Genomic DNA, 14370 nt, shown 5'->3' on the forward strand with positions numbered 1-14370 from the left:
GTGTAGCCGACCATCCAGGCGTCCTTGTTGGAGCTGGTGTCGCCGAGCTGGGTGGACCCGGCGGTCCCGGCGGCCGACCCCTCCCGCCGTGGCGCGACTGGGCCTGGACCGAGCAGATCAACTGGCTGTGGGTGCGGCGCGGGGCCTACCTGTGCGCGGCGGTACTGGTGCTCTTGCCGATCGTCACGTTCGCGATGGCGTACTTCATCGTCGACATTCCCAAGCCGGGTGACCTTCGTACCAACCAGGTTTCGACCATCCTGGCCAGCGACGGCTCGGAGATCGCCAAGATCATTCCGCCCGAAGGCAATCGGGTCGACGTCAACATCAGCCAAGTTCCGGTGCATGTGCGCCAGGCGGTGATCGCCGCCGAGGCCTGCCCGGTCTTGCTGGCCGGACGTCGGCCCCCGACTGTCCAGCGCCGCCTTGACCTCGTCGAGCGCGTCGCGGCGCAAGGGCGTGGACGGCGGGCCGGCCAGTGCGGCTTTGACTTCGTCTATCGGATCGGAGCGTCGGGGCGCCCGGTCGTCTTGCACGGGCGGCAGGATCGTGGTGAGTCGATCGTCCGGCGGAGCCTGCCGACGGCGGCTGATCGTCGGCGGCCCCTCCCGACGCTCACGATCCCGAGGGGCGTCCGGACGGCTGGGGCCCGGACGCTTGTCAGAATTCTGATTGCCTACATGCTCAGTCGATGGCCCACGTTGGTCACCGGAGGACTGGCTGTGGCGTCCTTCGTTATTCAATGGCCGTGCGGGCGTTGTTGCGCGCCGTCCGCGTGCGGCCGGTACCCCTGGGCGGAGGTGCCGTGCGCGCAGCGCCGAGCACGTAGGACTTGACGAGATGGTTCCAGCTGCAGGTCCGGCACACCTCCACCACGTGGACCGCGAATTCCTCGAACCGGGTTGCCAGCATCACCAATTCCTCGGCCGTGCGCGCCGAACCCGACACCGCACCCAGGTGTTCGCCGAACACCCACGACACCAGCGTCAGCTGCTCCTTGCGGCAGATCGGGCACATGACCTGGCTCGGTTTCCCGTGAAACTTGGCGGCGCGCAGCAGATACGGGTTCGCGTCGCAGACCTCGGAGACACCTGTCCGGCCCGAGTACACCTGGGCCAGCAGTGAGCGCCGCCGGAGCGCGTAATCCACCACTTGTCGCTGCAGTCGCACGCCCACCAGAGTACGTCGCCATCCCGAGCAGTGATACGCAACCGAAACCGTGGCGGTCGGGCCCGGGCACTCGACGGTGATTTCTGCGCCAAACCGACACCGGACTTCTACGATCATCCCCGTGGCGAAATGGCTCGGGGCACCGCTGGCCGGGGGGGTGACCACGACTACCCGCGCCAAGGACACCGATCGCCAAGACACCTGCACGGTCCTCGATGACGCGCTGGCCGACGGTGAGCTCTCCGCCGAGGAGCACCGGGAGAGGGTCAGCGCGGCCACCAAGGCGGTGACGTTGGGCGACTTGCGTGCCCTGGTGAGCGACCTGCAAACCAACTCCGGGCGGCAGTTGCCGGCGCTTGACTCGCGCCACAAGGTGCCCCAAGTCGGCGGGTGGGGAGTGCTGGCCGCCGCATTCGTCGTGTCCGTGCTGTTGGGCATGGGGATCGGGTGGGGCCTGTACGGCAACACCCGCTCGCCGCTGGACTTCACCGCCGACCCGGGAGCCAAGCCCGACGGAGTCAGCGCCGTGGTGTTGACGCCGCCCACCCAGCTGCACTCGGTCGGCGGGCTCACCGGACTGCTCGAACAGATGCGCAAACGATTCGGCGACACCATGGGCTACCGGTTGGTGATCTACCCGACCTACGCGTCGCTGGACCGGCCGGACCCTTCGGACGACCGCCGGGTGCTGGCCTATACCTACCGCGGCGGCTGGGGCGATCCGACCAGCTCGGCCAAGAGTTCTTCGGACGGCCCCGTCCCGGTCGACCTGAGCAAGTTCGACGTCACGAAGACCGTCGGCATCATGCGCGGCGCCCCGCAGACGCTGCGCATGAAGCCCTCCGACGTGAAGACCACGTACTTGATCGTCGAGCCGGCAACCGACCCGACCACGCCCGGGGCCCTCACGCTGTCGCTGTATGTCTCCAGCGATTACGGCGGCGGCTACATCTCCTTCACCGGCGACGGCACCGTCAAGCAGATGAGCCTGCCGACGTAAAGACCGGTCCCCCCGGCGCACATTTCACACCCCTGCACTGTGACGAACTGCAAACCAACAGCCGGTGGTGTTGTGGCTAATATATCGAGACGATACGATTGCGCGAGGCGTCGGACCGTCGTAACCAGCCACGCAAAACTCTCAGGGAGGTGATTCGATTGCTGGAGCTTGCCATCCTCGGCCTCCTGATCGAATCGCCCATGCACGGCTACGAGTTGCGCAAACGGCTGACCGGTCTACTCGGCGCGTTCCGGGCGTTTTCGTACGGTTCGCTCTACCCGGCCCTGCGCCGCATGCAGGCCGACGGGTTGATCGCCGAGGACGCCGCCCCGGCCGGGACGCCGGTCCGGCGGGCCCGGCGCGTCTACCAGCTGACCGACGAAGGCCGCCGGCGCTTCGGTGAGCTGGTGGCCGACACCGGTCCCCACAACTACACCGACGACGGCTTCGGGGTACACCTGGCGTTCTTCAACCGGACTCCGGCAGAGGCGCGCATGCGCATTCTGGAAGGCCGCCGCCGTCAGGTCGAGGAACGGCGGGAAGGTCTGCGCGAAGCAGTTGCGCGGGCCAGTAGCTCGTTCGACCGCTACACCCGTCAGCTTCATCAATTGGGGCTCGAGTCCAGTGAGCGCGAAGTCAAATGGCTCAACGAGCTCATCGCTGCGGAGCGGGCTATGCCCGGCCTCTCCGAGCAAACGTAACCCCCTGCACGAACCCAGCATCCCAGTCAGAGGTCAGAGGTTAGGAGAACGCCCTTATGAGTGAGAACCAACCGCCGAAGGCGGCAGAAGCGCAGTCGGAGGTACGAGTCGCCATTGTCGGCGTCGGTAACTGCGCGTCTTCGCTGGTTCAGGGCGTGCAGTACTACTACGACGCCGACCCGAACAGCACCGTGCCCGGCTTGATGCACGTGAAGTTCGGCCAGTACCACGTCCGCGACGTGAAGTTCGTCGCCGCGTTCGACGTGGACGCCAAGAAGGTCGGCTTCGACCTGTCCGAGGCGATCTTCGCGTCGGAGAACAACACCATCAAGATCGCCGACGTGCCGCCCCTCAACGTGACGGTGCAGCGCGGCCCGACGCTGGACGGCATCGGCAAGTACTACGCCGACACCATCGAGGTCTCCGACGTCGAGGCAGTCGATGTGGTCCAGGCGCTGCGCGAGGCCAACGTCGACGTTTTGGTCTCCTACCTGCCGGTCGGCTCCGAAGAGGCCGACAAGTTCTACGCCCAGTGCGCCATCGACGCGGGCGTGGCGTTCGTCAACGCCCTGCCGGTGTTCATCGCCTCGGACCCGGTGTGGGCCAAGAAGTTCGCCGACGCCGGCGTGCCCATCGTCGGTGACGACATCAAGAGCCAGGTCGGCGCGACCATCACCCACCGCGTGATGGCCAAGCTGTTCGAAGACCGCGGCGTGCAGCTGGACCGCACCATGCAGCTCAACGTCGGCGGCAACATGGACTTCCTCAACATGCTCGAACGCGAGCGGCTGGAGTCCAAGAAGATCTCCAAGACGCAGGCCGTGACATCCAACCTGCAGCGCGAGTTCAAGACCAAGGACGTGCACATCGGCCCCTCCGATCACGTCGGCTGGCTCGACGACCGCAAGTGGGCCTACGTGCGGCTGGAGGGCCGCGCCTTCGGCGACGTGCCGCTGAACCTCGAGTACAAGCTCGAGGTCTGGGACTCGCCGAACTCCGCGGGCGTCATCATCGATGCGGTGCGTGCCGCCAAGATCGCCAAGGACCGCGGCATCGGCGGCCCGGTGATCCCGGCGTCGGCGTACCTGATGAAGAGCCCGCCGCAGCAGCTGCCCGACGACATCGCGCGCGCCCAGCTCGAAGAATTCATCATCGAGGGCTGAGCCCCTCCACGCACCACCGTGTCGCGAGCGTAACGCCACGGCGATTTTCACCTCGAGAATCCGCCACAGCGTTACGCTCACGGCCGTTGGGACCAAATCATCGACACGATGCTGTGCAGGTGCTTAGCATCATGTCTCGATGACCGTTCAACCCGCGGCGTTCCTCCGCACGACGCTTCCCCTCGACCTGTCCCGGCTCGCGGAACTCGACAGCGGCCGGTATCACTCCATCTGGCTGCCCGATCACATGGTCAGCTTCTGGCCCGACTCGATCTGGACGCCCGAGTTCACCGACCTGGCCACGGCTTCCCCGTCACCGCACCGCCACCTGGACGGACTCGCGGTGGCGGCCGCGGCGGCCGTGCTGACCGAACGGGTCCCTCTGGTCAGCGCGGTCGTCGATACCGTGCGCCGCCATCCCGCGCTGCTCGCCCAAACCGCGCTGACCATCGATCACCTGGCCAAGGGGCGCTTCATCCTCGGGTTGGGCAGCGGCGAGAGCGAGAACACGCTGCCCTACGGCTTCGACTTCTCGCGTTCGGTCAGCCGGTTCGAGGAAGCGCTGGCGGTGATCCAGCTGCTGTGGCGCAGTGACGGGCCGGTCGACTTCGACGGCCAGTTCTACCAGCTCCACCACGCCCGATTGGACACCGAACCCTATGGGGGCCGGGTACCGCCGATCTGGATCGGCGCCAGCGGCCCGCGGATGCTCGACATCGCGGGCCGGTACGCCGATGGCTGGTGGCCGGCGGGTGCCTGGACTCCCGACCACTACGCCCAGATGCTCGCCGCGGTGCGAAGCTCCGCCGAACGCGCCGGCCGCGACCCCCTGGCGATCACGCCCTGCTTCATCCAGGTCTGCCTGATCGGGGCGGACGACGAGGCCCTCGCCGAGATCCTGCAGGCTCCCCTGGTCAAGGCCTTCCTGCTACAGGTCTCGGCAAAAACGTTGCACGACTTCGGCTTCGAACACCCCATGGGCGAGGGCTGGCGGGGATTCCAAGACATCGACCCGGCCGTACTCACCCGGGAGCGAATCCTGGAATTTCTGGACAACGCGCGGCCCGAGATGGTGCTGGCCGTCGTGCCGCATGGCACACCGAAAGAGGTCGCCAAGATCGTCAAGACCTACGTGGACGCGGGCCTGCGCGTGCCGAAAATACTCGACTACGGCGCCATGGCCGGGTTGAAATACGCACAGGCTTCGGCCGCGAATGTCCTTGCGGCCGAGGATGAGCTGGTGCGCCTCTGCGGAGGCCCGTCGTGACAGCACGTCTGGACGCCGCAGAGATGCTCGCCGCCGCCGAGGCCGAAACCGGGTTGCGCGACTACGGCGACCCCACCCTGCCGCAACGCTTCGCCGTGGCCGTCGACCACCTCAACGGCCTGGGCATGGATGCCGACGGCCGTTTCGAGGCCGCGCAGGTGTGTCGCTGGCTGCTGACGTCGCGCCTGGAGCTCATCGAGGACCGCAACCGCTACCCGATCGGCGCCGAAGTGATCGAGTCGCCGATGTTCGTCACCGGCGAACCACGCTCGGGGACAACGCTTATGCACGCCCTGATGTCGGTGGACCCGAACGCCCGCGCACTGCGCTTCTGGGAGGTGATGTACCCGTCACCGCCGCCGGGCCTGGCCGCGCCCGATGACGACCGCCGGGCGCGGGCCGACGCCGACTGGCGTGAGATCAACGCCAAGATGCCGAAATGGCTGCACAGTCACCCTTACAACGACATGCTGGGCGACGGGCTGCCCGAAGACGAACGAACCTGGGCGTTCGACTTTCGGGTGATGACCCCCACCGCGTGGTGGCGGGTGCCCATGCAGTCGCTGGTCGGCGGACTGGCCACCGACCCGGCCGCACAATACCGGTTACACAAGGCCATGCTGCAACAACTGCAGTACGCCCGCCCGCGAAAGTACTGGGTGCTGAAGGGTTTCCACGGATTCCGCCTCAAGGAGATGTTCGACACCTACCCCGACGCCACCCTGGTCTGGCTGCACCGCGACCCGGTTCAAGTCGCCGCATCGCGCACCATGATGATGGCCGACATCGCCGAGGGCATGGTCGGTCCCGTCGACCTGCACGCCTTGGCCAAGATGCACCTGGAGCTGACCCGCGCCAGCGTCGCCAACACGATGAGCAACCCCTGGGTCGACGACCCGCGCATCCTGCACATCCGGTACACCGATTTCATTGCCGATCAGATTGCGACGGTGCAGCGCTACTACGCATTCGCCGGACGTCGGGTCACACCCGAAGCCGAATCCGCCATGCGCGACTACCTGGCCCACAACCGCGGCGACCGATACGGCAAATTCCGCTACTCCACGCAACTGCTGACCGACATCGGCGAAGACCTCGATGCGCTGCACGCCGAATTCCGGCCCTTCCGTGAGCGATTCGGCGTCCAGATCGAGAACCGCGGCTGACATGGCGGCGACGCACAAACGGCTTTCGGTGCACAGCGTCACCTTCTACGGCGAGCCGCTGACCACGCTGGAGGCCCACTGGGCGGCGCTGGGAGTGTCGCGGCTGAGCATCCTGGACAGCCAGGTCCTTGATCCGCAACTTCCAAAGCTTCTGCAGCGCAACGACTATACGGTTGAGGCGGTCTGCCACATCTTCGGTGATGGCCGGCTGGACACCCGCGCAGAGGTGGCGCGCGACGCGCTGCTGACGGTGATCGACGCCGCGGCCGCGGTAGGGGCGCGCGTGATCTACATGTTGACCGGGGGTCGGGGCGCACTGGCCTGGCAGCACGCCGCCGATCGCTTCTGCGCCATGATCGCACCCTGCGTGGAGCACGCGAAGCAGGCGGGCGTGGCGCTGGCGATCGAGAACGCGTCGAGCCTCTACGCCGACATTCATCTCGCCCACACCCTGCGCGATACCGTCGCCCTGGCCGAGATGAGCGGGCTCGGCGTCTGCATCGAGCTGTTCCACTGCTGGGCGGAGGGCGATTTCGAGGCAATGGTGCAGCGGGCATTGCCACGAACCGAGCTCATCCAGCTCAGCGACTACGTGCTGGGCGACCGCGCGCTGCCGGGTCGCGCGGTGCCGGGCGACGGCGCGATTCCAATCGAAGCGTTCGTTGCCCAGGCGCTGGCCGGCGGCTATGCACATGGATTCGACCTGGAACTGATCGGTCCCCGCATCGAAGCGCAGGGCCGCCTGCAGTCCGCGCGACGAGCGTGCGACGTCATCGGGGCGATGCTGCAGAGATTGGGTGCGTGACAATGGGTTTCGGCGACGGCTCCGACGACGCGGCGCTGCAATCGGCGTGGACCGATTTCTGCGCCCGGCTGCAACGCGCGGGCGAACAGGTCTTCAAAGACGCCAACCCCGCCGCCGCGCTGCAGCGCGTTGACGCCTACCGGTTCCTCACGCAGAACCTCGGCCAGGCCTTCGATCTGGCCCTCGAAACCCGCGACACCGGTTACCCGGTGCTGCACACCTTCTGCGGCCCGACCCGCAAGCTCGGCGGCGACTGCGCCGACTTCACCTATCAACAAGCCTGGATCGACGGGCAGTCGACCTATCGGCTGACCGGCACCCGCGGCACCTCGCGGTTTTTCAACGTCACCGTCCAAGGGCGGCGCACACCCGGCCCCGGCGTCTTGCACGAACCGTTCGGCGACACCCCACAGGCCAACCTGCTCGGCCATCAACTCGACGTCGGCGCCGACGGGCGATTCGAGCTGTACATCGGCGGCCCGGAGCGCGGGCCGAACTGGCTGCCGACCACGCCGGAGTCACGAAAGGTATTCATCCGGCAGGGTTTTGACCGCTGGGATGAGTCGCCGGCGCAGCTTCGCATCGAACGCGTCGACATGGACTCCCCTAAGCCGTTGCCCACGCCCGCCGACATGGTCGAGGCGATGAGCTGGGCCGGTGATTTCGTCACCGGCCTGATGTCCGATTGGCCCGAATTCCCGTTCAAATACGGGGGTGTCGATGCCGAGCACCCGAACGCGTTCCCGCGTGTCGGAGCGACCGACGCCGACAGCAAGCGCGGGCGCGCCGCCGCCAACATGTATTGGGAGCTGGCGCCCGACGAGGCGCTGATCGTCGAATTTGCTGCGCACGACGGGCTGTGGATGTTCACCAACATGGGCGTCTTCTTCAACAGCATGGATTACCTGTACCGGCCGGTGAGCTATACGCCGAGCCGCACCAAGATCGACCACGACGGCCGGATCCGGCTGGTTATGGCTCACCGTGATCCCGGCGTGCACAACTGGCTGGACACCCAGGGCTTCGAGCGCGGCAACCTGACCTACCGGCACATGCTCGAGGGCGAGCCCGCCGTGCTGGACACCCGGGTGGTCAAGCACGCCGACCTGCTCGGCGCCCTGCCCGTGGACACCGCCATGGTGGACGCATCGCAGCGCGCCGCCGCGATGTGGGAACGCTTTCATGGCATTCGCCGCCGTTATGTCCTCTAGTCCGGTGGTGGCGGCCCGCCACTAGACGCCGGGTCTAGGGTCAAAGATCGTGACCGAGATCTCCGAAGACGAACTGGCCGGGCTTTCCGAATTCTCGCTGCTGTCCGAAAACGCCGAGCAGGCCGGGATCTCCGGCCCGCTGCCCGACGGCGAGCGGGTCGAGTCCGGCACGGGCGAAGCCAGGATCAGCGCGCTGCGCTGGGGCAGCACCGCCCCGCGGATCGTGTTCCTGCACGGCGGCGGGCAGAACGCGCACACCTGGGACACCATCATCGTCGGCCTCGGCGAGCCCGCCCTGGCGGTCGACCTGCCCGGCCACGGCCACTCCGCCTGGCGCGAGGACGCCGACTACTCCCCGCAGCGCAACGCCGACGCCCTGCTGCCGATCCTGCACGAGCATGCGGCCTCCGCCGACCTCGTCGTCGGCATGTCGCTGGGCGGGCTGACGGCGATCCGGGTGGGCGCGGTGGCGCCCGAGCTGGTCGATGAGCTTGTGCTGATCGACGTCACTCCGTCGGCGCTGCAACGGCATTCCGAGATGACCAAGGAGCAGCAGGGCACCGTGGCGCTGATGCACGGGGAACGCGAGTTCTCCAGCTTCCAGGCCATGCTCGACTTGACGGTCGCCGCCGCGCCGCACCGCGAGGTGAAGGCGCTGCGCCGCGGCGTCTTTCACAACTCGCGCAAGCTGGACAACGGCAACTGGACGTGGCGCTACGACGCCATCCGCACCTTCCCCGACTTCGCCGGGCTGTGGGACGATGTCGACGCCTTGTCCGCGCCCGTGACGTTGGTGCGCGGTGGCTCATCGGGATTCGTCAGCGACGAGGACGCGGCCGAGCTTGCCCGTCGCGCAAGGCATTTCCGCTCGACGCACGTCGTGGAGAATTCGGGCCACTCCGTGCAGAGTGACCAGCCGCGCGCGCTGATCGACATCCTGCGTGGGGTGCTCGACGCGCGCTGAGCATACGGTGGTCCCATGACCTCTGAGTTCGGAATCCGCATCGGTGTCCAGCTACAGCCGCAACACGCTCCCCAGTACGGCCAGATCCGCGACGCGGTGCGCCGCTGCGAGGACATCGGCGTCGACATCGCCTTCAACTGGGACCACTTTTTTCCGCTCTACGGCGACCCCGACGGCGCACACTTCGAATGCTGGACGATGCTCGGCGCCTGGGCCGAGCAGACCTCGCGCATTCAGATCGGCGCGCTGGTGACCTGCAACTCCTATCGGAATCCGGAGCTGCTCGCCGATATGGCCCGCACCGTCGACCACATTTCCGACGGCCGGCTCATCCTGGGTATCGGTTCGGGTTGGAAACAAAGGGACTACGACGAGTACGGCTACGAATTCGGCACCGCGGGCAGCCGCCTGGACGACCTGGCGACCGCACTGCCCCGGATCCAAAGTCGGCTGACCAAACTGAACCCGGCTCCCACCCGCGACATCCCGATCCTCATCGGCGGTAAGGGCCCGCGGAAGACCCTGCGGATGGTCGCGGAGTACGGCGACATCTGGCACGGCTTCACCACCGTCGACACCTACCCGGCGGCGGCCGCCGTGCTGGAAGAGCATTGCGCGGCCGTCGGGCGCGACCCGTCCACCATCGAGAGGTCGGCCGGCGTCGAGGACAACAGCGGAGTTCGTCGCGGCGAGGGCCTCGACGGGTTGATCGCCAACGCCGAAGGCCTCACCGCGCTGGGGGTCACGCTGCTGACCGTGGGCGTCAACGGCCCGGACTACGACCTGACCGCCGCCGAAGCGCTATGCAAGTGGCGCAATAGTCGTTAAACCGGCCGCGCCGCGTTCGCCCCAGGTTCATTGGCCAAACACCGAAACACGCGCGGCAATTCATGAGAAACTCTCACCGCCAGATGGTCAAACCCGGTGGGAAAGAGACGCAACAAAACGATGCCGAAGAAATACGGGGTCAAAGAAAAGGACCTGGTTGTTTCGCACATTCTCCACCTGTTGTTGACCGGAAAGCTGCGCAGCGGGGACCGCGTCGACCGCAACGAAATTGCACTGGGCCTCGGAGTGAGCCGGGTGCCCATTCAAGAGGCGTTGGTCCAACTCGAACACGACGGCATTGTGTCCACGCGTTACCACCGAGGCGCCTTCGTCGAGAGGTTCGATGAAGCCACCGTCCTCGAGCATCACGAGCTCGACGGGCTGCTCAATGGGATTGCCTCCGCACGCGCGGCCACCAATCCCACGCCGCGGATCATCGGACAGCTGGATTCGCTCATGCGCTCGCTGCGCACCGCCAAGGATTCGCGCGCCTTCACCGACATCGCGGCCGAGTATCGGCGCACCGTCAACGACGAGTACGCCGGACCGCGTCTGCACGCCACCATCCGCGCCTCACAGAACCTCATCCCCCGCCTCTTTTGGACCACCTATCAGGGCGGGCGCGACGAGATGCTGCCGTTCTACGAGGATGAGACCTCGGCAATACACCGGCGTGACCCCGAAGCCGCGCGGGCGGCGTGCGTCGACCGTTCCTACCTGATGGCCCAGACCATGCTCGCCGAACTGTACCGGCGGCGGGTCTTCACACCACCCGACGATGTCAGCCGGGTCGTCGCCGGGCCACTGCAGGTAATCGCCGACGCCGACACGATCTGCGGCGAAGCGTCGCTGGCGCTGTAGAACCGACGCTGACCGGGCCGCGTCGCCGTTCAATCGTTACGGTGACACTGATGAGTTTGCGCGTGGTCCGGCACACCAAGCGCCGCGGAAGGGCCTTCGCCCTGGCCGCGACAATTCTCATGGTTTGCGGGCTCGCGCTGGCCGGACCGATGACGCCCGCTGCCGCGGACTGGAATCAATGCGCGCCGGCCGGGGTGGAGAGCGCCCGGGCCCTGCCCAAGGACGTGACCGACAACCCGACCACCGGTGAGGACGACCGCGACACGACGGCGTCGGTCGAGCCACTCGGCGCGGTCGACGCCGGCGCCTTGGGCCTCGGGGTGCCGGGAGTACTGACGGTCGGCACGCTGTCGGACGCCCCACCCAACATCTGCATCAACCCCACCGGCGAGTTCAGCGGCTTCGACAACCAACTGCTGCGCGCCATCGCCGACAAGCTGGGTCTGCAGGTCCGCTTCGTCAGCACCGACTTCTCCGCGCTGCTGGCCCAGGTGGCGTCGCGGCGCTTCGACGTCGGTTCGGCAGCGGTGAAAGCCACCGACGCCCGGCGGCGCACGGTTTCGTTCACCAACGGCTACGACTTCGGCTTCTATTCGCTGGTGGTGCCGCCCGGGTCCGCCATCCATAAATTCAGCGACCTCGCGGCTGGCCAACGCATCGGCGTCGTGCAGGGCACCGTCGAGGAGTCGTACGTCGTCGACGTCCTGCACCTGCAACCGGTGAAGTACCCCGGCTTCGCCACCTTGTACGCCAGCCTCAAGAGCCGCCAGATCGATGCGTGGGTGGCGCCGGGAACCCTCGCGGCGACCGTCATTCGCCCGGGCGATCCGGCGGTGGTCACCGCAAACACCTACAGCCCAGGCAATTTCGTGGCTTACGCGGTCGCTCAGGGCAACAAGCCATTGATCGACGCGCTCAATTCCGGGCTGGACGCCGTCATCGCCGACGGCACCTGGGCGCACCTGTACAGCCAGTGGGTGCCGCGGTCGCTGCCGCCCGGCTGGAAACCCGGCTCCAAAGCCGCGCCCCTCCCCCAGTTGCCGGACTTCGCCGCGATCGCCAAACAACACCGCTCATCGGCGGGGCCGCCCGCCCCGAAATCACCACTGGCCCAGCTGGGTGATTCGTTCTTCGACTGGGACATGTACCGGCAAGCGATCCCGATGTTGTTCACCACCGGGTTGCCCAACACCCTGATCCTGACCAACAGCGCCCTCGCGATCGGTCTGGTGTTCGGCATGGTGCTCGCGATGGCCGGAATCTCACACCGGCGCTGGCTGCGCTGGCCGGCGCGGGTGTACACCGACATCTTCCGCGGCCTGCCCGAAGTGGTGATCATCCTGCTCATCGGGATGGGCATCGGCCCATTGGTCAGCGGCCTGACCAACAAAAACCCGTACCCGCTCGGCATCGCCGCACTGGGACTGATGGCCGCCGCCTACATCGGCGAGATCCTGCGCTCCGGGATCCAAAGCGTCGACCCGGGACAACTGGAAGCGTCCCGGGCCCTTGGCTTCAGCTACGTCACCGCGATGCGGCTGGTGGTGGTACCGCAGGGAATCCGGCGCGTCCTGCCCGCCCTGGTCAATCAGGCCATCGGGTTGCTGAAGGCCTCCGCGCTGGTGTACTTCCTCGGCCTGATCGCCGATCAGCGAGAGCTGTTCCAGGTGGGACGGGATCTCAACGCCCAAACCGGCAGCCTGTCACCGTTGGTGGCCGCCGGCCTCTTCTACCTGCTATTGACCATTCCGCTAACGCATTTGGTCAACTACATCGACAACCGGCTTCGCCGCGGACGACGGGCCGCCGCGCCAGCAGACGATGCCGACATGCTCGTGACGACGTTCGGCCAGGAGATCACGTGACCTCCGGCATCCACGGGCGTGCGTCAGTGTCGCTGGCGGCCAACGACGTTCACCAAACTCTGGGCGGGAGCAAGGTGCTGCGCGGCGTCGACATCGAGGCACCCGCCGGCAGCACCGTGGCGATCATCGGGCCATCCGGCTCGGGCAAGTCGACACTGCTGCGCACGCTCAACCGCCTGTATGAGCCGGACAGCGGCGACATTCTGCTGGACGGCAGGTCGGTGCTGCGCGACGATCCCAACGAGCTCCGCCAGCGGATCGGCATGGTGTTCCAGCATTTCAACCTGTTCCCGCACCGCAGCGTGCTGGACAACGTGGCGATGGCGCCGCGGAAGTTGCGCCGCCTGCCCGCCGACGAGGCGCGCGACCTGGCGATGGCACAACTGGACCGAGTTGGCCTGAAGCACAAGGCCGCTGCACGCCCCAGCATGCTGTCCGGCGGCCAACAACAGCGGGTGGCGATCGCGCGCGCGTTGGCGATGGCTCCCCAGGTGATGTTTTTCGACGAGGCGACCTCGGCGCTGGATCCGGAAATGGTCAAAGGAATACTGCAACTCATTGCCGACCTCGGCGCCGATGGCATGACAATGGTTGTGGTAACCCACGAAATGGGTTTCGCGCGGTCGGCGTCCGACGCCGTGGTGTTTATGGATCACGGCAAGGTTGTGGAATCTGGACCGCCCGAGCAGATATTCGAAGCGGCCGAGACCCAACGGCTGCAGCGGTTTTTGTCCCAAGTGCTTTGATCCCACTAACTGGTGGGCAATAGCTCCCTCGTAAGCACCTCATATCGGGATAGACTCCCGATTTATGGCAGACAGCGAAACGAACCCGGCCGAGGTAGCCGAGCTCGCCGAAGGTTTGCACCGGGCGCTGTCCAAATTATTTGCGATTCTCCGCCGCGGCGACCCCAGCGGCGCGGCCGCCGGGGAGCTGACCCTGGCGCAATTGTCGATCCTGGTAACCCTGCTCGACCAGGGCCCGATTCGAATGACCGATCTCGCCGCACACGAACGGGTGCGAACCCCCACCACGACCGTGGCGATCCGGCGCCTGGAAAAGATCGGGCTGGTCAAGCGTTCCCGCGACCCGTCCGACCTGCGAGCGGTGCTCGTGGACATCACGCCACGGGGGCGGGCCGTTCACGGTGAGTCGCTGGCCAATCGGCGCGCCAGCCTGGCCGCGATGCTGAGCCAGCTCCCGACCTCCGACCTCAACACCCTGATGCAGGCGCTGGCGCCGCTGGAACGGCTGGCCTCCGGCGATCCGACGTCCGGGCCCGCCGGCGTGCCGCCCGCGCGCAAGGAAGCCTGAAAACCTCTTCCTCTCAATGGTTTTCGCCTGCGATCGCGGCTGTCGGTAAACTGCC

14 protein-coding genes and 1 pseudogene are annotated in these 14370 nt (G+C 66.8%); 13 read left to right on the plus strand and 2 right to left on the minus strand.

Going from position 1 to position 14370, the window contains the following annotated elements; all coding sequences use genetic code 11:
- Both A9W96_RS33300 and A9W96_RS11725 read right to left on the minus strand, forming a co-directional pair.
- A pseudogene (locus tag A9W96_RS33300) lies at positions 1 to 743 on the minus strand (hypothetical protein); the annotation flags it as partial.
- A complete protein-coding gene (locus A9W96_RS11725) occupies positions 736 to 1170 on the minus strand; it encodes a DUF5318 family protein (RefSeq protein WP_064883320.1) in 435 nt (144 codons plus the stop codon). The pseudogene A9W96_RS33300 and the gene A9W96_RS11725, both read right to left, overlap by 8 nt.
- A 121-nt stretch (positions 1171 to 1291) precedes the next feature.
- Here A9W96_RS11725 and A9W96_RS11730 point away from each other — a divergent pair, with 121 nt between their 5' ends.
- From A9W96_RS11730 to A9W96_RS11790, 13 genes are all read left to right on the plus strand, one after another.
- A complete protein-coding gene (locus tag A9W96_RS11730) occupies positions 1292 to 2170 on the plus strand; it encodes a DUF1707 domain-containing protein (protein ID WP_066861674.1) in 879 nt (292 codons plus the stop codon).
- Positions 2171 to 2328: 158 nt separating this feature from the next.
- Positions 2329 to 2871 (plus strand): PadR family transcriptional regulator, encoded by a 543-nt coding sequence (locus tag A9W96_RS11735; RefSeq protein WP_066861963.1) that lies wholly within the window; start codon positions 2329 to 2331, stop codon positions 2869 to 2871.
- A 56-nt stretch (positions 2872 to 2927) separates the two neighbouring features.
- A complete protein-coding gene (locus A9W96_RS11740; protein WP_066861679.1) occupies positions 2928 to 4034 on the plus strand; it encodes an inositol-3-phosphate synthase in 1107 nt (368 codons plus the stop codon).
- A gap of 139 nt (positions 4035 to 4173) precedes the next feature.
- On the plus strand, positions 4174 to 5301 hold the full coding sequence (locus tag A9W96_RS11745; RefSeq protein ID WP_066861681.1) for an LLM class flavin-dependent oxidoreductase: 1128 nt from the start codon (positions 4174 to 4176) through the stop codon (positions 5299 to 5301).
- Positions 5298 to 6467: a sulfotransferase gene (locus A9W96_RS11750; RefSeq protein ID WP_067139946.1), complete on the plus strand. Its 1170-nt coding sequence runs from the start codon at positions 5298 to 5300 to the stop codon at positions 6465 to 6467. The genes A9W96_RS11745 and A9W96_RS11750 overlap by 4 nt, the downstream gene beginning before the upstream one ends.
- Position 6468: 1 nt before the next feature.
- The gene (locus tag A9W96_RS11755; protein WP_066861687.1) at positions 6469 to 7272 is read left to right on the plus strand and encodes a sugar phosphate isomerase/epimerase; all 804 of its coding nucleotides are present in this window, start codon (positions 6469 to 6471) and stop codon (positions 7270 to 7272) included.
- A gap of 2 nt (positions 7273 to 7274) precedes the next feature.
- The gene (locus A9W96_RS11760; protein ID WP_067139948.1) at positions 7275 to 8483 is read left to right on the plus strand and encodes a DUF1214 domain-containing protein; all 1209 of its coding nucleotides are present in this window, start codon (positions 7275 to 7277) and stop codon (positions 8481 to 8483) included.
- Between the two features lie 49 nt (positions 8484 to 8532).
- Complete coding sequence (locus A9W96_RS11765) at positions 8533 to 9447, plus strand: alpha/beta fold hydrolase (RefSeq protein WP_067139951.1); 915 nt, start codon at positions 8533 to 8535, stop codon at positions 9445 to 9447.
- A 15-nt stretch (positions 9448 to 9462) separates the two neighbouring features.
- Positions 9463 to 10275 (plus strand): LLM class F420-dependent oxidoreductase, encoded by an 813-nt coding sequence (locus A9W96_RS11770; protein WP_066861697.1) that lies wholly within the window; start codon positions 9463 to 9465, stop codon positions 10273 to 10275.
- Positions 10276 to 10395: 120 nt separating this feature from the next.
- On the plus strand, positions 10396 to 11136 hold the full coding sequence (locus tag A9W96_RS11775; protein ID WP_066861701.1) for a GntR family transcriptional regulator: 741 nt from the start codon (positions 10396 to 10398) through the stop codon (positions 11134 to 11136).
- A gap of 50 nt (positions 11137 to 11186) precedes the next feature.
- Positions 11187 to 13001 (plus strand): ABC transporter substrate-binding protein/permease, encoded by a 1815-nt coding sequence (locus tag A9W96_RS11780; RefSeq protein WP_067139953.1) that lies wholly within the window; start codon positions 11187 to 11189, stop codon positions 12999 to 13001.
- The gene (locus A9W96_RS11785; RefSeq protein ID WP_066861708.1) at positions 12998 to 13747 is read left to right on the plus strand and encodes an amino acid ABC transporter ATP-binding protein; all 750 of its coding nucleotides are present in this window, start codon (positions 12998 to 13000) and stop codon (positions 13745 to 13747) included. The genes A9W96_RS11780 and A9W96_RS11785 overlap by 4 nt, the downstream gene beginning before the upstream one ends.
- Positions 13748 to 13811: 64 nt before the next feature.
- Positions 13812 to 14315 carry a MarR family winged helix-turn-helix transcriptional regulator gene (locus A9W96_RS11790; RefSeq protein ID WP_066861711.1) on the plus strand — a complete coding sequence of 168 codons (504 nt, stop codon included), beginning with the start codon at positions 13812 to 13814 and terminating at the stop codon, positions 14313 to 14315.
- Positions 14316 to 14370 lie beyond the last annotated feature (55 nt).

It is taken from the genome of Mycobacterium sp. 1245852.3 (assembly GCF_001669335.1).
GTDB lineage: Bacteria > Actinomycetota > Actinomycetes > Mycobacteriales > Mycobacteriaceae > Mycobacterium > Mycobacterium europaeum_A.

Coding starts and splice junctions, on each gene's coding strand:
- A9W96_RS11780 (WP_067139953.1), top strand. CDS start 11,187: ATGAGTTTGCGCGTGGTCCGGCACACCAAGCGCCGCGGAAGGGCCTTC.
- A9W96_RS11790 (WP_066861711.1), top strand. CDS start 13,812: ATGGCAGACAGCGAAACGAACCCGGCCGAGGTAGCCGAGCTCGCCGAA.
- A9W96_RS11755 (WP_066861687.1), top strand. CDS start 6,469: ATGGCGGCGACGCACAAACGGCTTTCGGTGCACAGCGTCACCTTCTAC.
- A9W96_RS11775 (WP_066861701.1), top strand. CDS start 10,396: ATGCCGAAGAAATACGGGGTCAAAGAAAAGGACCTGGTTGTTTCGCAC.
- A9W96_RS11740 (WP_066861679.1), top strand. CDS start 2,928: ATGAGTGAGAACCAACCGCCGAAGGCGGCAGAAGCGCAGTCGGAGGTA.
- A9W96_RS11745 (WP_066861681.1), top strand. CDS start 4,174: ATGACCGTTCAACCCGCGGCGTTCCTCCGCACGACGCTTCCCCTCGAC.
- A9W96_RS11760 (WP_067139948.1), top strand. CDS start 7,275: ATGGGTTTCGGCGACGGCTCCGACGACGCGGCGCTGCAATCGGCGTGG.
- A9W96_RS11770 (WP_066861697.1), top strand. CDS start 9,463: ATGACCTCTGAGTTCGGAATCCGCATCGGTGTCCAGCTACAGCCGCAA.